The organism is Campylobacter gastrosuis (assembly GCF_030249845.1).
GTDB lineage: Bacteria > Campylobacterota > Campylobacteria > Campylobacterales > Campylobacteraceae > Campylobacter_A > Campylobacter_A gastrosuis.
Window position 1 is genome coordinate 1 of record NZ_JANURM010000012.1, and the last position, 23,416, is coordinate 23,416.

The 23,416-nt window shown below is 36.7% G+C and carries 18 protein-coding genes, 2 pseudogenes and 1 CRISPR repeat array; of the genes and pseudogenes, 14 read left to right on the top strand and 6 right to left on the bottom strand.

Annotated features, from left to right (window positions below; translation table 11 throughout):
- The coding region (locus tag NYG85_RS08410; RefSeq protein WP_284938043.1) for an ADP-ribosyltransferase-containing protein at window positions 1-1,954 on the bottom strand (1,954 nt) is incomplete at its 3' end.
- Between the two features lie 319 nt (window positions 1,955-2,273).
- Here NYG85_RS08410 and cas9 point away from each other — a divergent pair.
- The 4 genes and pseudogenes from cas9 to cas2 all read left to right on the top strand — a co-directional run.
- Window positions 2,274-4,757: pseudogene (gene cas9, locus NYG85_RS08415) on the top strand (type II CRISPR RNA-guided endonuclease Cas9); the annotation flags it as partial.
- A gap of 174 nt (window positions 4,758-4,931) precedes the next feature.
- On the top strand, window positions 4,932-5,288 hold the full coding sequence (locus tag NYG85_RS12170) for a hypothetical protein (protein ID WP_432264856.1): 357 nt from the start codon (window positions 4,932-4,934) through the stop codon (window positions 5,286-5,288).
- Window positions 5,281-6,174: a type II CRISPR-associated endonuclease Cas1 gene (gene cas1 / locus NYG85_RS08420; RefSeq protein ID WP_284938044.1), complete on the top strand. Its 894-nt coding sequence runs from the start codon at window positions 5,281-5,283 to the stop codon at window positions 6,172-6,174. Before NYG85_RS12170 ends, cas1 begins: the two co-directional genes overlap by 8 nt.
- 11 nt (window positions 6,175-6,185) lie before the next feature.
- Window positions 6,186-6,494 carry a CRISPR-associated endonuclease Cas2 gene (gene cas2 / locus NYG85_RS08425; protein ID WP_284938045.1) on the top strand — a complete coding sequence of 103 codons (309 nt, stop codon included), beginning with the start codon at window positions 6,186-6,188 and terminating at the stop codon, window positions 6,492-6,494.
- Window positions 6,495-6,696: 202 nt separating this feature from the next.
- Window positions 6,697-7,711: direct repeats of the CRISPR family, unit length 36 nt; unit sequence ATTTTAGCATAAACAAATTTAAGAAGTGCCTAAAAC.
- Between the two features lie 177 nt (window positions 7,712-7,888).
- Here the strand turns inward: cas2 and queC are convergent.
- Both queC and NYG85_RS08435 read right to left on the bottom strand, forming a co-directional pair.
- Window positions 7,889-8,572, bottom strand: coding sequence for a 7-cyano-7-deazaguanine synthase QueC (queC, locus tag NYG85_RS08430; protein ID WP_284938046.1), 684 nt, complete (start codon window positions 8,570-8,572; stop codon window positions 7,889-7,891).
- Window positions 8,551-9,822, bottom strand: a complete 1,272-nt coding sequence (locus NYG85_RS08435) for an anthranilate synthase component I family protein (RefSeq protein WP_284938047.1) — start codon at window positions 9,820-9,822, stop codon at window positions 8,551-8,553. Before NYG85_RS08435 ends, queC begins: the two co-directional genes overlap by 22 nt.
- A 350-nt stretch (window positions 9,823-10,172) precedes the next feature.
- Between NYG85_RS08435 and NYG85_RS12175 the strand changes: the two are divergent.
- Both NYG85_RS12175 and NYG85_RS12180 read left to right on the top strand, forming a co-directional pair.
- A pseudogene (locus tag NYG85_RS12175) lies at window positions 10,173-10,655 on the top strand (methyl-accepting chemotaxis protein); the annotation flags it as partial.
- A 54-nt stretch (window positions 10,656-10,709) separates the two neighbouring features.
- Complete coding sequence (locus NYG85_RS12180; RefSeq protein WP_432264857.1) at window positions 10,710-11,024, top strand: CZB domain-containing protein; 315 nt, start codon at window positions 10,710-10,712, stop codon at window positions 11,022-11,024.
- Window positions 11,025-11,026: 2 nt separating this feature from the next.
- On the opposite strand, the gene NYG85_RS08445 is transcribed toward NYG85_RS12180, so the two are convergent.
- On the bottom strand, window positions 11,027-11,446 hold the full coding sequence (locus NYG85_RS08445; protein ID WP_284938049.1) for a hypothetical protein: 420 nt from the start codon (window positions 11,444-11,446) through the stop codon (window positions 11,027-11,029).
- A gap of 122 nt (window positions 11,447-11,568) precedes the next feature.
- Between NYG85_RS08445 and hcp the strand changes: the two genes are divergently transcribed.
- A complete protein-coding gene (gene hcp / locus NYG85_RS08450) occupies window positions 11,569-12,912 on the top strand; it encodes a hydroxylamine reductase (protein WP_284938050.1) in 1,344 nt (447 codons plus the stop codon).
- Here hcp and NYG85_RS08455 read toward each other — a convergent pair.
- Window positions 12,886-14,043 carry a BaiN/RdsA family NAD(P)/FAD-dependent oxidoreductase gene (locus NYG85_RS08455; RefSeq protein ID WP_284938052.1) on the bottom strand — a complete coding sequence of 386 codons (1,158 nt, stop codon included), beginning with the start codon at window positions 14,041-14,043 and terminating at the stop codon, window positions 12,886-12,888. The genes hcp and NYG85_RS08455 overlap by 27 nt on opposite strands.
- A 24-nt stretch (window positions 14,044-14,067) precedes the next feature.
- Window positions 14,068-16,209 (bottom strand): TonB-dependent siderophore receptor, encoded by a 2,142-nt coding sequence (locus NYG85_RS08460; protein ID WP_284938053.1) that lies wholly within the window; start codon window positions 16,207-16,209, stop codon window positions 14,068-14,070.
- A 131-nt stretch (window positions 16,210-16,340) separates the two neighbouring features.
- Here NYG85_RS08460 and NYG85_RS08465 point away from each other — a divergent pair, with 131 nt between their 5' ends.
- The 7 genes from NYG85_RS08465 (at window position 16,341) to tsaD (ending at window position 23,408) form a co-directional block, all read left to right on the top strand.
- A complete protein-coding gene (locus NYG85_RS08465; protein ID WP_284938054.1) occupies window positions 16,341-17,651 on the top strand; it encodes an NFACT RNA binding domain-containing protein in 1,311 nt (436 codons plus the stop codon).
- Window positions 17,652-17,660: 9 nt separating this feature from the next.
- Window positions 17,661-17,984: a hypothetical protein gene (locus tag NYG85_RS08470; RefSeq protein ID WP_284938055.1), complete on the top strand. Its 324-nt coding sequence runs from the start codon at window positions 17,661-17,663 to the stop codon at window positions 17,982-17,984.
- Window positions 17,985-18,050: 66 nt separating this feature from the next.
- The gene (locus NYG85_RS08475; protein ID WP_284938057.1) at window positions 18,051-18,785 is read left to right on the top strand and encodes a phosphatidate cytidylyltransferase; all 735 of its coding nucleotides are present in this window, start codon (window positions 18,051-18,053) and stop codon (window positions 18,783-18,785) included.
- Entirely contained in the window at window positions 18,779-19,858 is a 1,080-nt protein-coding gene (dxr, locus tag NYG85_RS08480; RefSeq protein ID WP_284938058.1) for a 1-deoxy-D-xylulose-5-phosphate reductoisomerase, read from the top strand. Before NYG85_RS08475 ends, dxr begins: the two co-directional genes overlap by 7 nt.
- A gap of 9 nt (window positions 19,859-19,867) precedes the next feature.
- Window positions 19,868-21,106: a uracil-xanthine permease family protein gene (locus NYG85_RS08485; RefSeq protein ID WP_284938060.1), complete on the top strand. Its 1,239-nt coding sequence runs from the start codon at window positions 19,868-19,870 to the stop codon at window positions 21,104-21,106.
- 17 nt (window positions 21,107-21,123) lie between these two features.
- The gene (locus NYG85_RS08490) at window positions 21,124-22,413 is read left to right on the top strand and encodes a M99 family carboxypeptidase catalytic domain-containing protein (RefSeq protein ID WP_284938061.1); all 1,290 of its coding nucleotides are present in this window, start codon (window positions 21,124-21,126) and stop codon (window positions 22,411-22,413) included.
- On the top strand, window positions 22,410-23,408 hold the full coding sequence (tsaD, locus tag NYG85_RS08495; RefSeq protein ID WP_284938062.1) for a tRNA (adenosine(37)-N6)-threonylcarbamoyltransferase complex transferase subunit TsaD: 999 nt from the start codon (window positions 22,410-22,412) through the stop codon (window positions 23,406-23,408). Before NYG85_RS08490 ends, tsaD begins: the two co-directional genes overlap by 4 nt.
- Window positions 23,409-23,416: the final 8 nt, after the last annotated feature.

A 23,416-nucleotide genomic window follows, 5' to 3' on the forward strand; every position in this document is an offset into this window, starting at 1 on the left:
TTTGTTTGAGAAATTCTTTTGTCTGTCTTGTATTTTTTTGATATGGTTCTAGCCCTAGTCCCCTTTTGAGTATCTCATTTTCAATCTCAAAAGGATAATTCGCATTTTTCTCACGTAAATCTAGTGGCTTTTTGATATTTAAATATACTTCATAAAAACCGCCTGTGCTGTGATTTTTAGCATATTCTTTATCCGCAAACCAAAACCCATAACCGCTCTTGTCAAATTCATCTTTAAATTCGGTTATATTTTTCGCCGAGCTTCCGTGATAAAACACCTTTGGCGTGCCGTCTTTGTTCTTTGTTATCTCGTGGCTGTCTTTATGCCAATTTTTTAAATTTTCATCATCGCTTAGCTCTTTTGTTGCGGTTTGTGGTATAATACTCTCATCAGCGACTAACCCTTTGGCTGTTTGTGGGGCGTTTAGGTTAGCGAGCGTGTCCCCACCCCAAACTATATCCCCTTTTAGCAGGTTTTTTAAATCCGTATTTTTTATCGGTGTCGCTGTTATGCCTATAAACTCGCCGTTTTCATTCTCAATTACGCTAAGAAATTTTAAAATTTTATCCTTGCTATCCATAAAAGTTTTTACAAAGCGGTATCTCTCGTTCTCTTTTGTGATAAAAAGCGGATTTTCAAGTGTTGGTTTTACTAGGTTTAAATACTCTATGCGTTTATCAAAATCGCTTTTTTGCGATAAGTGATTAAGCATTTTATCAAGCGAAATTTTACTTTCAAAAAGTGGCGTTTTTATCGGCTTAGAAAAGTCTTTTACCGCATTTATAATATCGGCTTTTGGGTCTAGCTTTAAGGCTATATCGTGGTTGCTCGCTATGTTTTTTATTATCTCTTGCGGTATGATTTCATCGTTATTTTGAGTTATCGGCATATCTCGCCCTTTTTTCGGTATCGCTTCATCTGCTGCTTTGGCTAAATTTTGCGTTACTTCATCATCAAAAGGATTAAAAAGCTTGTAATCATAGCCTAAATATTCGCTAGCTTCTAAATCATCTTTTAGCCTTTGTAGTTGCTCTAAACTCGCCGTGCCTTTTTTTATTTGTGCGACGTCTTTTTGGGTGGTTAAAAAATCGGCTTTGTAGTTTTTCTCATATCCAGCTGGGATAAACTCACGCTCCCAGCCGTCGCCGTTGTTAAAGCTTCTAATCTGGGCGTCGCTTATTCTATTTCTGCCGTATCTTGCGTCTTTGGCTAAAATGCCCTCTCTATCGCTTAAAAACCGCTCTAAATCGTAATCGTTTTTAATGTTATAAAGGAGCTGTTCTTTTAAATTTTCATCATCGCTTAGCTCTTTTGTTGTGGTTTGTGGTATAATTTCATCATCAACGACAGACCCCGCTTTTGCGGTAGCCATTGTCTGACTAGTATCAGAGTGTCGGCTAAGGCGCGCCGACCTGTCGCTCTCTTTTTTCTTGTAGTCAATAAAATTTCTGTCGCTGTAATAATCAAAAATCTTTTTTCCGTCGTTGTATTCATCTACCACTAAACGCAAATTTATCTCTCCGTTTAGCTCATATGCGTATCTTATGCGATTTTCAAATTGCTTAAAGCTATCATCTTTTATTTTGCCTTTTCTGACAACCTCCATTAAATTTAAAAGCTCATCATTGCTTAGCCCACCAGTTTTACTCTCCCCAGCGTGTTTTACTATTATTTTTATTGCTCCAGCGTTACGGCTCCCACTCTCTAAGGCGTAAAGGTCGCTTAAATCCTTACCTTGTAAAATAACGCTGTCTTTTTTGCCTGTAAAAACATCAAAAACCGCCTTTTGTTCGTTATTTAGCTTCGTTTGGTCTATCTCTTTTAATAACCTATCTTGCGTTATTTCCTTATTAGTTTTTAAGTTATCTATTTTTATAATATCATCGTTGGGGCGGTTCATAGCGTGTTGGCTATACGCCCCATTGTTTTTACTATCTATCGGATTAAAATTCAAATATTCTTTTGCTTCTTGCTCCGTTGTCTCTTTTACGATTTGTCTAATCTCAGGGATTACTTCATTTTTAAATTTAATTTTTTACAATCTTTTTAGTATCATTCTAATCTCTAAATTTATGATATTCTATAAATAGAATTTTAAAATTTCGCATTTAACTAATATTAAAAAACTCTATTTTTAACAAAAATTTCTAAGCCTTACAAATCAAATTTGTTTCAATCCGTAACAAATCACATTTTTTCAATTATAAACAGATAAAAAACCTTTATTAAACGATTTGTTTTTGTTACCATCAAAAAAATAGCAAAGGTATATTATGAGAGTAGCGGCTTTTGATGTTGGCATAGGTAGTATTGGCTGGTGTGTTTGCGAACAAGATAGCGATTATAGGTTAATAGACGGCGGAGTTAGAATTTTTAACGCAGCAGAAAATAAAGAAAAAGGCACAAGTCTAGCCGCACCAAGAAGGATTGCAAGATCTAAAAGAAGACAAATAAATAGGAGAAAAGTTAGAATTAATGCCATAAAAGAGCTACTTTGTAATGAGTTTAAAAAAGATAAAAATCTATTTTTATCAAAAGATAATAATCTAGCACCAATCTATCAAACATCTAAACACAACAAAAGCCCGTGGGAGCTTAGGGTCAAAGCCCTAGATGAAAAGCTTAGCGTAGATGAGCTTATGCGTGTGATTTTACACATAGCAAAGCATAGGGGTTATGCTTATACAATAAGCAACAAAGATATACAAAAGAGTGGCGATAAAAGTGAATATCTAACAGCAATTAGCAATAACGAAACCAATATAAAAAACTATCGTAGCGGTGCTGAGATGCTATTTAAGCAGTATTTTAATAAAGAGATAAAAAAGGGCTTTTATGAGAGCGTAAGAAACAAGCAAGGTAGCTACAAAAACTCTCTCTCACAAACGATGACAAGAGATGAATTAGCACTAATTCTTAAAACACAAGAGAGGCTTGGCTTTAAGTTTTCTACAAATTTTAAAGATGAAATCTTAAAAACGACATTTTTTAGACGCCCACTTAAAGATTTTAGCGATAAGGTTGCAAATTGTAAAATTTTTAAAGATGAAAAAAGAGCCCCAAAATCAGCCCTTAGCTCACTAGAATTTATAGCTGTTAGTAGGATTATTAATGAGTTAAAGGCGCTTTGTAACGAAAATTTGAGCTTAAATTTTAATATAAAAGAGATCGTAATAAACACCATAGATGAAGCAATGAAGGTTAAAGAGCTAACCTATGCTAAATTTCGTAAAATCATAAATCTTGATGAAAACATCAAATTTAAAATCCAAAAACCAGAAAACACCAAATTTATAAGTCTAAATGAATTTGTGCAATTAAAAAAATTAATTGGCAGTGATTTTAGCAGTGATGAGTTTGATAAAATTGCTCTTTGTATGACACTCTCAAAGGATAAAAATAGCCTAAAAACAAGACTAAATGAGAGCGGATTTGAGTTTAGCGATGAAATTTTATATCGTATGCTAGATTTAAAATATAGTGGCTTTATTGAGCTAAGCTTTAAGGTGATTAAAGAGATTTTACCGCTTATGAAAGATGGATTTAGATATGATGAGGCTTGTGCTTTGGCTAATTTAAAAGAGTGGGCGACCCCGTAAAAAAGCGACCTTTTAGTGCCTTTTATTAGCACGACTTATGCAAATGACGTAAATAACCCAGTGGTGCTAAGAGCGGTTAAAGAATATAGAAAGGTGCTAAATGAGATTATCAAAAAGCACGGCAAGGTGCATAAAATTCACATTGAGCTAGCAAGAGATATAAATAGAAGTTTTAGCGATAGAAAAAAGATAGAAAAACAGCAAGAAAACAACAGAAAGAAAAACGAAGAGGCGTTAAAAATTTGCAAGGATATAGGATTAGATTTTAAAACCGATCAAAACATCTTAAAGATAAAATTATGGAAAGAACAAGATGAGTTCTGCATTTATAGTGGTAAAAAAATTTCTATAAATGATATAAAGGAGAATTTAGTAGAGATTGATCATATATTGCCATATTCAAGAAGCTTTGATGATAGCCAAAGCAACAAGGTCTTAGTCTTTACAAAACACAATCAAGAAAAGGCAAATAAAACGCCCTATGAAGCCTTTGGTAGCAATAAAGAGCTTTGGGATGCCATAACCCAAAGAGCAAAACAGCTAAAAAAGAACACCAAAAATGAAGCTAAATTTACAAAGCTAACAAGAACCGACTTTGCTGATGTAAAAGAGAGTGAGTTTATCCAAAGAAATTTAAACGATACAAGATATATCGCTAAGCTAGTTAAAAACTACACCAAGGATTATCTAAATTTTTTAAAATTTGATGATGATAAAACAGAGCATATTTTATGTGTAAATGGCTCACTGACATCTACGCTTAGGCACTACTGGGGACTTGGCAATAAAGATAGAACCAACCACATTCATCACTTTATTGATGCTAGTATCATTAGTGCTTGCTCACCTAGAATCGTCAAGGCATTTAGTGATTTTATAAAAACAAAAGAGATAAGCAGCTCAAAACATTACGCCAATGAGATAAATAAAGAACAAATAAAGGCAAAATTTAGACCATTTGCTAATTTTAAAAAAGATATTGAAAATTTCATAAAAGATAATAAGATTTTTATTAGCAAATCGCCTGTTAAAAAGGTAACTGGCGAACTACACGAAGAGACGATAAGAAGCAAAGATGAGATATTAAAGGACGCTAAATACGGAGATGAAAAAGGTTTAGAAAGAGCCATTAAATTTGGCAAGATAAGGCAGATAAATCAGGGGTTTGCAGATAATGGCGAAATGCCAAGGGTAGATATTTTTATGCATAAAAATAGCAAGAAATTTTACGGAGTGCCTATTTATACTATGGACTTTGCACTTGGTGTTTTACCAAATAGGGCTTGTGTGTCCGGTAAGGATAAGAAAGGTAATATCAAGGAGTGGATTTTAATGGATGAAAATTACGAGTTTAAATTCTCTCTTTTTAAAAATGATTTAATAAAAATCAAACAAAAAAATATGCAAGATGGCGTGGTTTGCTATTATAGGGGCTTTGATATATCTACTGCCTCAATTAAAGTAGAAAAGCACGATTTAAAAACAGATAATTTAAATGACGATGAAAAACTCTTTTACAAAACAAAACAGAGCGATATTTACGAAGCCAGCAAAAAAGGCGTTGGCATACAAAACCTGCTAAAATTTGAAAAGCTAATCGTTTCGCCTTTGGGTAAAATAAGCGAGTTTAGGTTTGAAGAAAGGCAGAATGCAAGACTAAAAACATCTAAAAAGTATAGTGATGTTTGATGAGAGTTTTAGAAGTATTCTTATCTCAAACCCAGCAAAACTATCGCTTAAAAACTCAAATTTTTGCATTAAAAGAGATGGGTTTAGTGATGTTTGTTTGCCGCTAAGTGATATAGCCTATATCATTTTAGAAAACCCCTGTATTACGATTAGTCAAGCTTTGCTTAGCAAACTAGCAAGCACAAAAATCATACTTTTAACCTGCGATGATAGCCACATCATAAACGGCATTTTTACCCCATTTTTAACACACTTTGAAACTAATAAAATCATAAAATTTCAAGCTAATCAAAGTGACGCTTTAAAGTCAATCTTATGGCAAAAAATCATAAAGTCTAAAATTTCAAATCAGGCTAAATTTATAAGCACATTTGATACAAAAACAGCTGAAAATTTAACTGCCTTACAAAAGCGAGTAAGGCTAAATGACACTCAAAATTGCGAAGCAAACGCTGCTATGATTTACTTTAAGGCGTTGTTTGGTAAAAATTTCAGTAGAGATGACTTATGCTTTACAAACTCCGCCTTAAATTACGTTTATGGCGTGATTAGGGCGTGTTTGATTAGAGATATTGTAAGCAGTGGATTATTGCCAAATTTTGGTATCTGGCACGATAATGTTTATAATTCATTTAACCTAGCAGATGATTTAATGGAGCCATTTCGTATCTATGGCGACAGGATTGTAAAATCTATGATTAGTGATGAGAAGGATATATTTTTAAGCAGTAAAGATAAACAAAATTTAATCAGCATTTTAGAAACAAAGGTAAGAATTAACTCTAAAAACTACACTCTGCCTATGGCGTCAAGACTATGTGTGCAAAGCTACAAACAAGCACTGCTAAATGGCGAAAATAGCTTGGATTTGCCGGAGTTTGCTTAATGGAGCAGTTTATGCGAATATTAGTGATGTTTGATATACCAGTAAAGACAAAAGAGCAGGTAAAAAAGGCAAATATGTTTAGAAAACAGCTCATAAAACGTGGATTTTTTATGGTGCAGTTTTCTGTATATATGCGTATTGTGCGTGGCATTACAAGTGCTAAAACTCACGTAGAAAGGCTAAGGGGGATCTTGCCACCAAGTGGTAATATTAGAGCCATTATCGTTACAGAAAAGCAGTTTGATAATATGATAACCTTGCTTGGTAAGGATGATGAGCAGATGATTAAATCAAAACCAACACAGCTTACGCTATTTTAGGTGTTTGAATGATTTTTAAATTAATGCAAATTTGTGTGCTAAGACAGACAAATTTGCATTAAGCTCGGTTTTTTGGGATTGTAACCCTACGCAGACCGAAAACTGCTTATTTTAGGCACTTCTTAAATTTGTTTTTCTAATGAGTATTTTACCATAAAAATACTCATTAAATGCTTAATTTATAGGCATTTGCTAAGGGTCTATTTTAGCATAAACAAATTTAAGAAGTGCCTAAAACACATAAAAAGGATGGAGTTCCTCACATTCAATTTTAGCATAAACAAATTTAAGAAGTGCCTAAAACTGTTTTTGAGCCTGCAATAGCACCAAAAGTATTTTAGCATAAACAAATTTAAGAAGTGCCTAAAACTTTGTTCAGTTGCTTGTTGTCCGATTTTGCATTTTAGCATAAACAAATTTAAGAAGTGCCTAAAACAGTGAGTTTGAGCGCCAAATGTATCAGGGTATTTTAGCATAAACAAATTTAAGAAGTGCCTAAAACTGATGCTTTGTTTGTTAATAGCTTGGCGGAATTTTAGCATAAACAAATTTAAGAAGTGCCTAAAACTTTCCTGCGTGGATTAAGATATACCGCTCAATTTTAGCATAAACAAATTTAAGAAGTGCCTAAAACGAGAGTGCGAATTTTAAAGATTACGATTTTATTTTAGCATAAACAAATTTAAGAAGTGCCTAAAACTTTCACGTGCGTTTAACGGACAAAAGGATAATTTTAGCATAAACAAATTTAAGAAGTGCCTAAAACCTTATGCCTGATTTTTTCATTCTTTACTCCATTTTAGCATAAACAAATTTAAGAAGTGCCTAAAACTTTTAATCGGACATCTCACACGAGATGTTGATTTTAGCATAAACAAATTTAAGAAGTCCCTAAAACATGACGCAGTTCTCTCCGATCCCAAAGAAAATTTTAGCATAAACAAATTTAAGAAGTGCCTAAAACAGGTATGCCAAAAATAAATACGCCTCTAAGATTTTAGCATAAACAAATTTAAGAAGTGCCTAAAACTAGTGTTACTCTATTCATTGTCTAGCTCCAATTTTAGCTAAGAAGTGCCTAAAACTAACGCTTGATGAGTTTTTAAACGCTCTAAATTTTAGCATAAACAAATTTAAGAAGTGCCTAAAACAATGGTGGCGATGATAGCGATATAGATAAAATTTTAGCATAAACAAATTTAAGAAGTGCCTAAAACAAACATCCGTCTCAAGATCGCCAAATTTTGATTTTAGAATAAACGAATTTAATAACATAACAAGCAACTTCACTTTACAGCTATTTTTGCGTCTGATTTAGTGATTATTTAGAAAGTTGTGCTGGATTGATATTTTTTGGGTTTTTCTTAAAACAAGCATTACATTAAAAATAAAAATTAGTTTTTATATTCAATCAAATCCACAGCACCAGCCTCTTTAAAGCCTTTTAGCCTTAATCTGCAACTATCGCACAGCCCGCACGCCTTTTCTTCGCTCTCATAGCAACTCCACGTAAGTTGTAGCGGTGAGCCATTTTCAATGGAATTTTTTACGATTTGAGCCTTGCTTAGCCCCACAAGTGGCATTTTTATTGCGATTTTTGTTGTATCTTTTGTGCCTAAATTTACGGCGTTTTCTATCGCTTTGATAAAGTCGCTTTTGCAGTCTGGATAGCCCGAGCTATCATCTTCTACGACACCGATAAATAGGGCGTTTGCACCCTCTTTTTCAGCAAGTGCAGCAGCGATTGAGATAAAAATGCCGTTTCTAAACGGCACGTAGGTGATTGGCACCTCATCTTTTAGCCCATCTTTTGGGACGTTTAGGCTAAAATCGGTCAGTGCATTTGCGCCGATTTGTGCGATAAAATTTACATTTAAACTTATGCGATTTTTGATATTTAAAAAATCGCAAACTTCGTTAAAAGCACGTTTTTCTCGGCTCATCGTGCGTTGGTCATAGTCAAAATGAAGCCCCACGACTTCATAGCCTTGCTTAATCGCCAAAGTCGCACAAAGCGTGCTATCCATACCACCGCTCATTATGCAAATAGCCTTTTTCACGCCTTTGCTCCTAGACATAAATTCTCAATCGCCCTTATCACACTTGCTCTTTTGTGGCAGATTTCGCTGTATTCGCTCTCTTCGTTGCTATCATAAACTATACCGGCACCAGACTGCACGAAGACGTCGTTTGTGTTACCATTTGTAACAAAAATCGCCGAGCGGATTAGGATTGCCATTTGGACATCTCCGTTAAAGTGCAAAAAGCCAAGCCCACCGCCATAAATATTTCGTTTAAAGGTTTCAAGTTCGCTAATAATTTGCATTGCTCTTATCTTTGGTGTGCCACTAAGTGTGCCAGCTGGGAATATTGATGAAAGCACGTCAAATCCGTCTAATTCATCACGTTTAATCCCATAAACATTGCTTACAATATGCATTACGCTCTCGTAAAATTGCACGTGCATTGCATCTTTTACCACCACGCTTTTTGGCCTTGAAACCTTGCCGATATCGTTTCTTGCTAGGTCAATTAGCATTTTATGCTCGGCTAGCTCTTTAATATCATTTAAAAGCTCGTTTTTTAGGGCTTCATCGGCATTTGCGTCAGCTCCACGAGGGCGTGTGCCAGCTATTGGTGCGACAAAAATTTGTGAGTTTTTCATCTCAAAAACAAGCTCTGGTGAGCTACCCACGACATCGCCATAAGGTGTAACAAAATGAAACATATATGGACTTGGATTTAGCCTTGAAAGCTCAGTATAAAATGATAAGCTGTCTAAATTTGTAGAGATTTTTAACTGCTCTGAAAGCACCACTTGAAATATATCGCCACGCGCGATATACTCCTTTGCAACAGCTACTATTTGTTTAAAATGCTCTTTTTGCTCATCTAAATTTGAAAGGATTTTAAAGCTAAAATTTCTATCTTTTTCATCTTTAAAATTTTCATCTTTTAAAAAATCATAGTAGCTTTTTTCATCGCCGTAAAATGTGTAAATTTTACTCATTTTATCAAAATGTAGGTAGGCTTTGGCGTTTGCATAAATAAATTTTGGGAATTTGTATTGTTCGTTTTTTATCTCATCAATTTTTTCAAAATAGCTAACGCCCTCGTAAGCAAAAACGCCAAAAAGCCCTGAAAATGGGGCTAAATCGTTTTTGTTTGTTTTAAAATATCGCTTTAAATCATCTAAATCAGATGAATTTGCGTCAATGTAATCGCAGTCAATGCCGATGATAACTTGTGAATTATCTTCGGCTAAGTAGCTATTTGAGTATTTTTGTAACACTAATTTATAGTAAAAAATCGGTTTTTCTAAGAGCATAAATATCCTATGAATTTAAAATCTGTTGATTATATGTAAAAAAAATTAAAAAAAGCATTAGTTTATCGGTTTTTGTGCTAAAATTTGGGCAAAAATCTAAAATCAAAGGACGCAAAGTGTTTTTTTCAAACAAAACAAACTCAAAAGAGCTAGAAATTTTAAAGCAGGAGATTAGCCGTTTAAAAGATGAAAATTTAGCCCTAAAAAGCCAAAATGAAGCACTAGAAAACGCTAAAAAAACGAGCGAAGATCCGCACAAAAAGGACAAAGAAGCGGTTACTAAACTTCTGCTTGATAGCTATCAGGACGGCTTAAATTTTCTCCAAGGCACAATGGAGGAGAATTTAATAATGCTAGATGATATAAACGGCATAAATAAAGCGACATCAACGCTCACGCACACGCTAAATAGCCAAATCTCAGACGTCGTAACACAGATACAAAGCATATCACAAACCAGCACTGCACTAGAAAATGACGCCCAGTCGCTAAATTCAAGCGTGGCGTCTATCGCTGAGATTATAAATTTAATCAAAGATATTTCAGACCAAACAAACCTACTTGCGCTAAATGCTGCCATTGAAGCAGCCAGAGCTGGTGAGCACGGCAGGGGCTTTGCAGTTGTCGCTGATGAGGTTAGAAAGCTAGCTGAGCGGACACAAAAGGCGACACAAGAGGTGGAGGTAAATATCAGTGGGCTAAAACAAAACTCAACGACAATGAGCGAGATTAGCCAAAATTTCGCCACGCTCTCGGCAAATGTAATGCAAACGCTAGATGAATTTAGCAAAAACATCTCAAACGTGGATAAAAATACAAATCAAATCGTAAATAAAACCTTAAACGTAACAAACGAAGTTAGCGTTAGCAACGGCAAAATTGATCACATAAATTTAAAGCTAGAAGCCTACAAAGCGGCATTTTACGGCACTAACGCAAACATTATGGATCACAATTCGTGCCGATTTGGCAAGTGGTTTTCGCAGGTCGTAACAAAACTGCTCTCAAACGACACAAAGGCACTAAATGATATCGCAAGAGAGCACGAAAATGTGCATTCTGGGTTAAATAAAGCCATAGAAATTTTTAGTCAAAATGGTCTAAATTACTCAAACGGCGTAAGTTATTTACAAAGCGTTGAGAAGTCATCAAAAGGCGGATTTGAGCTACTTTTAGATGCGGTTAAAAAGGCTAGAAAATAGTTCTAGCCTTTTGTTAGCTCGTCGTATTTTTTAGCTAAAATTTGCTTTTGCTCTTTTGTGAGATTTGCCGAGTTTATCGCATTTTGCACGGCTTCGTTTGCCCTTGCGTTTAATAAATCGTAGCTGTTTTGATTTTGCTTAAAAATTTCACTTAATAAATCATCTTTTTCATCTTTTAGCTCAGAGATTGCGTTTGAAAGGGCGTCTGGGCTAACCGAGCTTGAACGCAAAAGCTCATTTATCATCTTGCCGTTTTCGCTATCTCCTAAAATGCTACTAAAATCGCCCTTATTTGCCTTATTTGTGTCGTATTTAAGCAAAAAATCCTCAAAACTACCGCCATTTTTATTTGAAGCCTTATACATATTATAAGCCGCGCTTGCTGCTGGGTCAAGCCTAAAAAGATAGCTTTTATCGCTCATTTTTATCCTTTGAAATTTTGCCTTTTAAGCAAGATTTATTCCATTTAGCAGTTGATTTTAGTCAATGGCGTGGCTAAAAATTTTGCCTAAAATGCGAGAAAATTTTTAAACAAGGAGAAAAAATGAGTGAAAATTTAAAGATGTTTTGTCATCAATGCGAGATGAGCGCGCCTGACGGCTGTGGTGCTCACGGGCAAAGCAAAGGCACTTGCGGTAAAGATGATACACTAGCAAGGCTTCAAGATACGATGGTCTTTGGACTTAAAGGTCTAAGCGCATATCGCCACCACGCACACGAGCTTGGCGCTGATACGAGCGAGGTTGATAGAGTTATAGCTGATACGCTTTATTTTACGCTTACAAACTCAAATTTTAACTTCAACGAACACATAAAACAGCTCCTAGCTGTCGGCTCTGCTGGTGTTAAGGTAATGGATATTTTAAGCGAAGCTCACACAAAAACCTTTGGTGTGCCAACCCCTGTAAAAGTGAGCCAAAACAAGGTTGAGGGCAGGGCGATTTTAGTTAGCGGACACAACCTAAAAGCCCTAAAAATGCTATTAGAGCAAACCGAGGGCAAGGGCATAAATATCTACACGCACTCAGAAATGCTCCCAGCTCACGGCTATCCAGAGCTTAGAAAATACAGCCACTTAAAGGGCAATGTCGGCAAGGCGTGGTTTGATCAAACTAAGCTTTTTAACGAATTTAAAGGAGCGATTTTAATGAGCACAAACTGCATTGTGCCACTTAGAAATAGCTGTGAGTATAAAGACCGCCTTTTTGGCTATCAAATAGCAGGAACTGAGGGCGTAACGATGATAGAAAATGATGATTTTACGCCGTTAATTGAGTGTGCGTTAGCTTGTGGCGATGTGAGTATGCATAGCGATTTAAGCCTAACTACTGGCGGACATTATAAGACGATTTTAACACTAGCCCCACAAATTTTAGACGCCATAAACTCTGGCAAAATTCGCCGATTTTTTGTCATAGCAGGTTGCGACGCGCCGGGTAAAGGCCGTGAGTATTACAGAGAGTTAGCAGAAAATTTACCGCAAGACTGCGTGATTTTAACATCAAGCTGTGGAAAATTTCGCTTTAACGACATTGACTTTGGCGTGGTGCCTGGCACAAATTTGCCACGATATATTGATTTAGGTCAGTGTAATGATTCTAACGGCGCCGTTAAAATCGCACTTGCTCTAAGCGAAGCCACTGGCATTGCCATTAACGACCTGCCAGTTTCAATCGTGCTAATGTGGATGGAGCAAAAGGCTGTGATTATCTTACTTGCGCTGTTTAGCCTTGGCGTTAAAAACATCAATGTCGGACCAACTCTGCCTAAATTCTTTAACGAAGAGATAGTAAATTTCTTGGTAGAAAATTTTGGCGTTAGGCTAATTAGTGGCGACGCTAAGGCTGATTTGGCTTACTTTTTAAACGGACACAAGGACGTTGCGTAAGCCCAAAAATGCGGACTTTGCACTAGCAAAGGCAAAGTGGATATTATATCCGCCAAGCATACCGCTGACATCTAAAACTTCGCCGATAAAAAATAGATTTGGCACGATTTTGCTTTGGCAGTTCGTGCCGATTTTATCGGTCTTTACTCCGCCTTTTGTAATCTCAGCCTTCTCAAAGCCAAAATTCCCAGCTGGGGCAAATTCATAATCAAACACCCTTAAAAATCGCTCTTTTTCATCGCCATTAAACTCATCAAATGGCTTATCAGCTAGATTTAGTGCCGTTAAAAATTCCCTGCAAAAGCTCTTAGGTAGCCCAAGAATCGTGCTAACTTGCTTTTTTGTGTTTGTGAAATTTTTAGCCTTTAAATGTGGCGCGAAGTTGATTGAAATTTTACCTTTTTGCCAAAAAAGCGATGCGTTTAGCACGGCTGGACCTGAAATGCCCCTGTGCGTAAAAAGCACATTGCCGCAAAATTCACGCCCAGCGACCTTGATTTTGCAGTTTATTGAAACGCCACTTATGTTTTTAAACCAAAACTCGTCTTTTTGCACGCTAAATCCGACAAGTGCAGGGCTAGGCGTGGCGATATCGTGTGAAAAATGCCTTGCTATCTCGTAGCCAACGCCACTTGCACCAAGTGCTTTATAGCTTAGTCCGCCACTTGCGACGATTAAATTTCTAGCAAAAAATTCGCCTAAATTTGTGCTAATTTTAAACAAATCGCCCTCTTTTTGTGCGGTTTTTACTTCGCAGTTTAGCCTAAATTCGCACTTTACCTTACGCAAAATCTCGTTTAAAACAGCCTTTGAGCCATTTTTGCAGTAAAACTGGGCGTCTTTTTCTTTGCTAAAATCTAAATTTTTAAAATTTCTTAGCACCTCTTCATAGCTTAAAACGCCTAAAATTTCACGCACGAAATTCTCATCGCCTAAGTAGTTTTTCGTGCTTATGTTTTGGTTTGTTATGTTGCACCTACCGCCACCACTTGCTAGGATTTTTGCTCCAAATTTTGAGTTTTTCTCTAAGATAATCGTCTCATTTTTATCTAAAAGTGTCGCTAAAAATAGTCCGCTAGCACCGCCACCGATGATTAGATTTTTATAAATTTTCATTGCAAAATTATACATTAAAATGGGGCGTTTGCCCCAAAATTAAAATTTCACAGACGCTGTTAGCATAATTTGGCGTGCGTAGCCCGGGATTACTGGTATTACGTTTTCAGCTTGTGTGCCTGAGGCTGCTGTTGTGAAGTATAATTTATCGGTTAGGTTTTTAACATTAAGGGCAAAATTTGTTTCATAACCTGAAATTTTAGTCGTATAGCTTATGAATGCATCATAGGTTACTGCGTGTGGTAGCTTGTATGGTGTGCCAATTGTGCCTGTTTTGCCGTTCATATTATAAGTTTGCCATGACCCAAAGTATCTAGCTCCACCGCCAACTCTAAATCCCTTTAAGCCAATGTGCGAAAAGTCGTAATTTGCAAAGAGTGATGCTTGATGCTTTGGTGTAGCTTCAAGTTGTTTGCCTGCACGCCAAGGTGTATCTATATCCTCTTTTGTGGTTGCTTTTGTGTATGTATAGCTTGAACCAACGTTTAATCCGTTTGTTACTCGCCCACTTAAATCAAATTCAAAGCCACGAGAGCGTTGTTTGCCTGCAATTAGCAGTGTGCTAACGCCGTTTATTGTTGTGCTGTAACTTACATTTTTCTTATCAATGTTAAATATTGCAGCTGTTGCGGTTATGTTATTGTTTTGAAATTTTGTGCCTAGCTCAACTGACTCCCCTTCTTCTGGCGGTAAAGATGAGCTTACTTCGGCTGAGATTGAGCTTTGTGGGTTAAAGCTTTGAGAGTAGCTTGTATAAACTGACCATTCAGGTGTTAAAAGATAAACAAGTCCTAAATTATAAAGTAGCTTTCCATCGTGCTGGTCTGTTGCTACTTTAAAATCTGTTTGACCCCTACCACCATATTGGTCGTAATATTCATATCTTAAACCAGATACAAAAATTAACTCATCTGTTAAGTTCATATTATCTTGTAAATATGTGCCAATAGTGCGAATTTTTTCATATTGGCTATATGTTGCGTTGCCTTGTTGTGTTGCAATGCCAACTTGTCCATAGATTGGATTGTATATATTTATATTAAATTGAGTGCCGGTTTCACGTGCATTTTTTGGACGACGTCTTAAATTATCTCTTATATCAATACCCATAATTAAATTGTGGCTAATTGGTCCAGTTTCAACTATTCCGTTTAAATTTATACTCCCAGCGTGTGTGCGGTGTTCAAAATCTGAGTAAAATTCATTACGCCTTCCAGCAATGCCGGTAGTTAAATCTACATTCATAACACGCATTTGTCCGTAGTCATACATTGAGCGTGAAAATGCGTAGTTTGCCTTTAAAAGCCAGTTTTGACCTATTTGTTTTTCAAATCCTACATCAAATGTATCAACTTTGCCGTTGGTTTCATTAAAATGCTCATCAAGTCTTATTTTTTTATCAATTGGCAAAATTTGTCCATTTGTTGTAGATAGATACATTCCCCTATCAACCGGGTCTGTGTATTTTGTGTGAGTATAGGCTAAATCCAAGCGATAATCATCACCACGATAAGATATGCTTGGAGCGATTGTAAAATTTTTATATTTACCAAATTCACGCCAATGTTTCTTATAAGAGTTATCAAAAATAAAGCGATATGCAAAGCCACTATCTGAAATTGGTCCTGTAAAATCAAATCCAGCATTGTAGTATTTATGATTTCCAAATCCAGCCCATAACTCGTTAGTAAAATCATAAAGTGGTTTTTTTGTTGTTATATTAATAACTCCGCCAGGTTCTTGTATCCCATAAAGCACACTAGCTGGACCTTTTAACACTTCTACGCTTTGTGCTGTTGCGTTAAAGTTATGCAAAACTCCTGCGGATACGCCGTTTCGCATAATTGAGCCATCTCTATTTCCGCCAAAACCACGTTTAAGAACTGAGTCAAAAATTCCACCAACTGAATTTGCGTAACTTACACCACTGACATTTGCTAGGCTCTCAGCAAGGCTCTCTGGTTTTTTATCTTTTATCTGTTGATTAGTGATAACATTTATCGTTTGCGGTATCTCTAAAATCGGCGTCCTAGTCTTTGAAATATCACTGCTAACGGCTCTGTAACCATCATCAAAACTCTGTGTAACCTCAACGTCATCAAGCTTGATATCATCGGCAAATACGCTATTGCAAAGCACATAGCTAATCGCAACAAAACTAAAAAATACTCTATTTTTCATCATAAACCTTTTGTAAAAAATATCGTAATTGTATTGTAAATTTTATAAAATACAGCTAAAATAATTGATTATATTTATCAAAATTTTAGCCTTAAAATTTTGCTATAATTGCGATAAAAAATGGGGGACTTATGAAATATCAGCACCTAAAACAGATAGCTTCTTACCTTAATAATTTTAAAAAAATCACGAGCATAAAACGGCTAAATGATATGCTACTTTGTATCTGTTTTGATAGGCGAATGCTCTTTTTTGACCTTGCAAAATCTGGCTCAAAAATTTACAAATTTGACGATTTTAAGGCGATAAAAGAGTATAACGCCCCGTTTGATAATATCTGCAAAAAACGCCTAAATAACGCAAATTTAATCTCGTGTGAATGCCTTAAAAATAATAGAATTTTGCGTTTTGATTGTGTTTTAAATGGCTCTTATAAAAGCGTAAAAACCACGCTTTTTTTAGAATTTACAGGTCGCTTTACAAACGCAATAATCACCGATGAAAACGGCGTGATTTTAGAAGCACTTCGCCACACGACTAACGATAGAAAGGTGCAAGTTGGCGAAATTTTAAAGCCACTTGGCGAGTTTGAAATAAGAGAAAAACAAGTTGATGAGATTGTAAATTTTGATGAGTTTTTTAAGGCTGAGTTTGAGATTTTAAACGCTCAAAATTTAGCAAATTTAAAGGCGATAAAATTAGCATCGGTTGAGAAAAAATTAGAGATTTTAAACGAAAATTTTAACGCCCTTAAAAACGAAGATGAGCTAAGAAAACAGAGCGAAATTTTACGCCAAAAGGCAAGCATTTTACTTGCAAATTTAAGCAATTTAAATGAATTTGAGCGAAATTTCACCCTTTTTGATTTTGAAAATAAGGCTGTAAATTTTAGCCTTGATGATACGCCAAAAAACTGCGCAAATGGCTTTTTTAACAGGGCAAAAAAGCTAACCCAAAAGGCAAATAACATAAACATTGAGCGTGAGAATTTAGCCCAAAAAATCGGCTTTTATGAGAGTTTAAAAAGACTTTTATTAAACGCAAAAAGCACAAATGAGCTTGAAATTTTAAGCCCAAAAATAAAGCAAAAAAGGCGTGAGGGTTTAGAAAATCAGAATGTTAAAAATTTCTACATAAAAGAGTTTAAAATTTCAATCGGTAGAAACGAACAGGGCAATGTTTGGCTCTTAAAAAATTCAAAAAAAGATGATATTTGGTTTCATTTAAAGGACTTGCCAAGCCCACACGTAATCGTAAAGACAAATAAGAGTAAAATTGATGATGAAATTTTAGAATTTGCCGCTAAAATCTGCCTAAATTTTAGCAACGTAAATCAGGGCAGATACGAGATAGACTACACAAAACGTGAAAATGTAAAGATAATAAACGGCGCAAATGTAAATTATATTAATTTTAAGACGATAATACTTAACAAATTTTAAGGGGGAGTTATGTCAATATCGCCTATTTCAAATGTAAATTTCATAAACCAAAACGCACCAGTGGTTTCACAAACTCACGCAAATAATCAGGCTAGATTTGATTTGCAAAACTCAATGGCACTTCAAATGGCAACAGAGATAAAAGACGAAATTGCCGAGCTTAGACCTGCTGAGGAGACCTATAAAATAGACCCAGAACACCAGCACGAAAAGCACAAAAACGAGCAAAATGAGCAAAAAAATGCCAAAAATGATGAGCAAAATGAACAGATAAATGATGAGCAAAATGAGCAAAACGTTGATGAGGTTTATCATTTAGACATTAAAATTTAGCCCATTTTTTGGCAAATATAAGCTAATTTTAGCTAAAATCGCAAAATTCATCTAATGGAGGGCTTTATGAAAACACGTATCATTACCGGCGTCGCAATGTTTCTAGCCATTTTAGTTATATTTTTAATCAACAGCTACGTTTTAAATTTCTTTATTCTTGGCGTGGTTTTATTTCTTGCATTTAACGAAGCAGCCGCACTTTACGGGCTTGAAAATCGTAAAAATTTAGCATTTATCGCACTTGCGTTTTACTCGCTTGCATTTTTTACAAATCCCGTTTATATCGCTATTTTAGCCATTTTAATCATCGTTTCGTTTTTAGCTCACGTTAGGGCTGAAAATTTAAACATCATCTTGCCATTTATCTACCCAGCCGTGCCTGTTTTTATGATTTGGGCTGTGTATTCTGAGTATGGTTTAGCTTACCTTGTTTGGCTTATTTTAGCCGTTGTTGCAAGCGATAGTGGTGCTTATTTTGTTGGTAAAAAATATGGCAAAATCCCATTTTCAAAAAGCTCGCCAAACAAGACAAAAGAGGGCGTTTTAGGCGGACTTTTTTTAGGGACGATAATTGGCTCAATGTGCGGATATTACATAATTGACGGCATTTTTCACGTTGTAATTACTAGCTTTTTAATCTGTGCTTTTGGCGTTTGGGGCGACCTTTTTGAGAGCTATTTAAAGCGAAAAGCAGATGTAAAAGACAGCGGGAATTTACTGCCCGGACACGGCGGTATGCTTGATAGGATTGATGGATATTTATTTGGCGCACCAGCTCTACTTTGGGCGATGTCGTGGTAATATTAGGCTCAACTGGATCAATTGGCACAAACACGCTTGGGCTTTGTAGTAAGCAAAATTTAGATATTGAGGCGTTAAGCTGTGCTTCAAATATTTCGCTTTTAAACGAGCAAATTGCAAAATTTCGCCCAAAATTTGTCTGTATCGGCGATAAAAATTTAAAAAAAGATGTAAAGCACGAGCGCGTCTTTGTCGGCGAGGACGGACTGCTTGAAATGCTAACGCTTACAAAGTCTAAAAAGGTCGTAAATTCTCTGGTTGGATTTGCTGGATTAAAGCCTAGTTTTTTAGCTCAAAAGCTTGGCAAAACCCTTGCTTTGGCAAACAAAGAGAGTCTTGTTGTTGGCGGTAAATTTCTTGATACGAGCAAAATTTTAGCCATTGACAGCGAGCATTTTGGGCTAAATTTTTTGCTTAAAAAAAGCCCAAAAATTAAAAAACTAATCATCACAGCAAGTGGCGGTGCGTTTTATAAAACCCCGCTAAAAGCCCTAAAATACGCCACGCCAAGCGATGCCCTAAAACACCCAAACTGGCAAATGGGCAGTAAAATCACGATTGATAGTGCAAGTATGGCAAATAAGCTTTTTGAGGTGCTTGAAGCTTACTGGCTTTATGGGGTTAGCAATATTGAAGCGGTCATTGAGCCAAGCTCTATGATTCACGCTCTAATTGAGTTTATTGACGGCTCAACTACGGCTCACATTTGTGGGACAAATATGCGTCTAGCTATCGCTCACGCCGTGCTTGATAGGGTTGATGAGGTTTTGCCTAGCGTGGATTTACTTAGCTTAAAACCGCTAAAATTTTATCCCATAAATTTAAAAAAATATCCGATTTTTTCAATCAAAGATGAGCTTTTAAACAGCCCGGATTTAGGCGTGATAATAAACGCTGTAAATGAGGTCGCTGTCTTTGCGTTTTTAAAAAATGAGTGTGCGTTTTTAGATATTTCAAAGGCGGTGCTATCGGCGTTTAAGCGATTTAGGGATATTAAAATTTCAAACACAGATGAGCTATTTTTAGCCGATGTTGAGGCTAGAAATTTCGCAAAAAAACTATTAAAATTATAAGGGGACTTTGTGCAAAAATATGAGGGCTATAAATTTAGCCTAAAAGATAGCCTTGTAGGCGTTCAATTTTTATTCGTAGCCTTTGGTGCTTTGGTTTTAGTGCCGATTTTAACGGGACTTGACCCAAGTGTGGCTCTATTTACAGCAGGGCTTGGCACACTTGCTTTTCAGATAATCACTCGCAAAAACGTCCCTCCGATATTCTTAGCAAGTTCGTTTGCATTTATCGCACCTTTGCAGTTTTCAATCTCTCAGTGGGGCGTGGCAGCGACTATGGGCGGGGTCGTGGCAGCTGGACTTTTTTATGTGGCTTTAAGCTTTTTAATCAGGCTAAAAGGCGAAGGATTTTTGCATAAACTGCTCCCACCAGTGGTCGTTGGCCCAGTGATTATGACAATTGGACTTATCTTATCCCCAGCTGCTGTAAATATGGCAATGGGCAAGGGCAGCGAAGCCTACACGCAAACAGAGGCGATGATAGTGGCGTTTGTGTCGCTAATTTGCACCATTATTGTGATGATGATTGGGCGTGGAATTTTTAGGTTAATACCGATTTTATTTGGAATTTTTTGCGGTTATGTTTTGGCATTTTTTATGGGTATGGTGGATTTTAGCGGTGTTTATAACGCCCAGTGGTTTGCCTTGCCAAATTTTGTAGCACCAAAATTTGAAATGGCTGCGATTTTATTTATGATACCAATCGCCATTGCCCCAGCAATTGAGCATATCGGCGATATGCTAACTATCTCAAACGTTACAAAAGAGAATTTCTTAAAAAATCCGGGGCTTAAAAGCACACTTCTTGGCGACGGCGTGGCGACAAGCCTTGCTGGGCTTTTTGGTGGCCCGCCAAACACGACTTATTCAGAGGTTACTGGTGCGGTTAGTATCACAAAGGCTTACAACCCAGCCATTATGACTTGGACAGCAATAACCGCTATCGTGCTTGCGTTTATCGGTAAGCTTGGCGCATTTTTAGGCACGATACCAGCGCCAGTTATTGGTGGGATTATGCTACTTTTATTTGGCATTATCGCAAGTGTCGGTATGCAAATGCTAGTTAAACACGAAGTTGATATGGCAAATCCAAAAAATATGATTATTGTTGCGTTAATCTTTGTCTTTGCGATCGGCGGTATGATTATTGATTTAGAATTTGTTAGATTTTCAGGCATCGGACTTGGTGCTATTGTTGGCATTGTGCTAAATTTAGCCCTGCCAGATGTCAAACATTACGACGGATATTAAAATTTATGGAGAGAAATTTGAGATTTTTTGTAGCTTTTTTTATGATTTTTATTGCGAGTTTAAACGCAAATAACCTTGATTTTGCCTTTATCAAAAAGGGCACACCAAGCGATAACACAATGCTTTTAATAGGCGGTATTCAAGGCGATGAGCCGGGCGGATTTTTAGCCGCTAGTATCGTGGCTACTGATTATAATATCACGCAAGGTAGCCTTTGGGTCGTGCCAAACTTAAATTTTCCAAGCATAATCCAAAGAGCGCGCGGCACAAAGGGCGATATGAACCGCAAATTCGCACACGTTGATGTAAACGACCCAGATTATAAAGCCGTGATAAATATCAAAAAAATCATCAGTGATAAAAATGTATCTTTGGTGCTAAATTTACACGATGGTAGCGGATTTTACAGCGATACATACGTAAATGCCGACATAAATCCCAAAAAATGGGGTAGCACCTGCATAATTGACCAAGCTAGGCTTGAAGGCGCGAAATATCCGGATTTAATCGGCATTGCAAGTAAAATCAAAGACACGCTAAATACGAAAATTTTAAACAGCTCACACACTTATCACGTAAAAAACACAAAGACTGCCGAGGGCGATTTAGAGATGTTAAAATCGCTAACTTACTATGCTGTAACGCAAAATAAATCGGCATTTGCAAACGAAGCTAGTAAAAATTTAAACGCCGAGGAGCGGACATTTTATCATCTGGTGGCGATTGAGGAGTATATGCGAATTGTCGGCATTAAATTTACTCGCCCCTTTGAGCTAAACGTCAAAAATGTAAAAAAAGCGATAGAAAAAGAGATACGACTTAGCTTTTTTGATGATATGTTTGTGCTAAATTTAATGGATATGAGGCCAAATCTAAACTACATACCGCTAAAAAAGGGCAGCCAGCCACTTTATAGCTCATCAAATCCGCTTGTAGCCGTGATAAAAGACAGCAACGGCTATAAGGTGCAATACGGCAACCGCTTTGTTACAAGGCTGGTGCCACAATACTTTGACTACGCAAAACAGGTTGATTTTATCAATGTTTTTGTTGATGGCAGACAGATAAAAATCAAAAGTGGCGATAAAATTCAGGTTAAACACTTTTTTAACATTGAGCGAAAAAACGGCATAAGAGCAAATGTCATCGGATACGGCTCTGGGCTTGATGAGAGCGAGGAGAATATCTACAAAAAAAATATGATGAGTCGCTACTCGGTGGATAAATCTGGCAAAATTTACAGGGTTGAGCTTTACGAGACGCCAAGCAATAAATTTGCAGGTATGTTTTTGGTTGAATTTTTATGATTTTAGCCATTGAAAGTAGCTGTGATGATAGCTCGGTAGCACTTTATGATATTAAAAATTTAAGGCTAATCTATCACAAAAAAATCTCGCAAGATGCAGAGCATTCTAGCTTTGGCGGTGTGGTGCCAGAGCTTGCAGCTAGGCTTCACACAAAGGCTCTGCCAGAGCTTTTAAATGAAGTTAAGCCGTATTTTGGGGAGATTAGAGCAGTTGCTGTAACAAATGAGCCCGGACTTAGCGTGAGTTTGGTCGGCGGTGTGGCAATGGCTAAGAGTTTAAGCGTGGCTTTAAATGTGCCGTTAATCGCTGTAAATCACCTAGCTGGGCATATTTATTCGCTATTTTTAGATAGCGAGATTACCTTGCCACTTGGGGTTTTGCTAGTTTCTGGCGGACATACAATGGTGCTTGAAATTTCAAACGATAAGAGCGTGAAAATTTTGGCAAAAACGAGCGATGATAGCTTTGGCGAGAGCTTTGATAAGGTCGCTAAAATGCTAAATTTAGGCTATCCGGGCGGTGCTGTGGTGCAGGAGTTCGCCCTAAAATCAAAACGTAAAGACCGCTTTAAACTGCCAATCCCACTTCTTGGCGATAAAAGGCTTGAATATAGCTTTTCTGGGCTTAAAAACGCCGTTAGGCTTGTCGTAGAAGGGCTTGGCGATTTTAGCGATGATGATGTGGCTGATATTTGTTACGCCTTTGAAAACGCAGCTTGTGCACACATTATGGATAAGCTAAAACGCATTTTTGATGAGCGAAAATTTGCAAATTTTGGCGTTGTTGGCGGTGCGAGTGCAAATCTAAATTTACGCTCGCAAATTAGCACACTTTGCGATAAACACGGCTCAAAACTGCTCTTAGCACCGCTTAGCTTTTGTGCTGATAATGCAGCGATGATAGCGCGTGCTGGACGTGAGAAATACCTAAAAGGCGAGTTTATCACTCATCAAAATTTACAAATCAGCCCACGAAGTAGTGAAATTTTAATTTAAGGTATAAA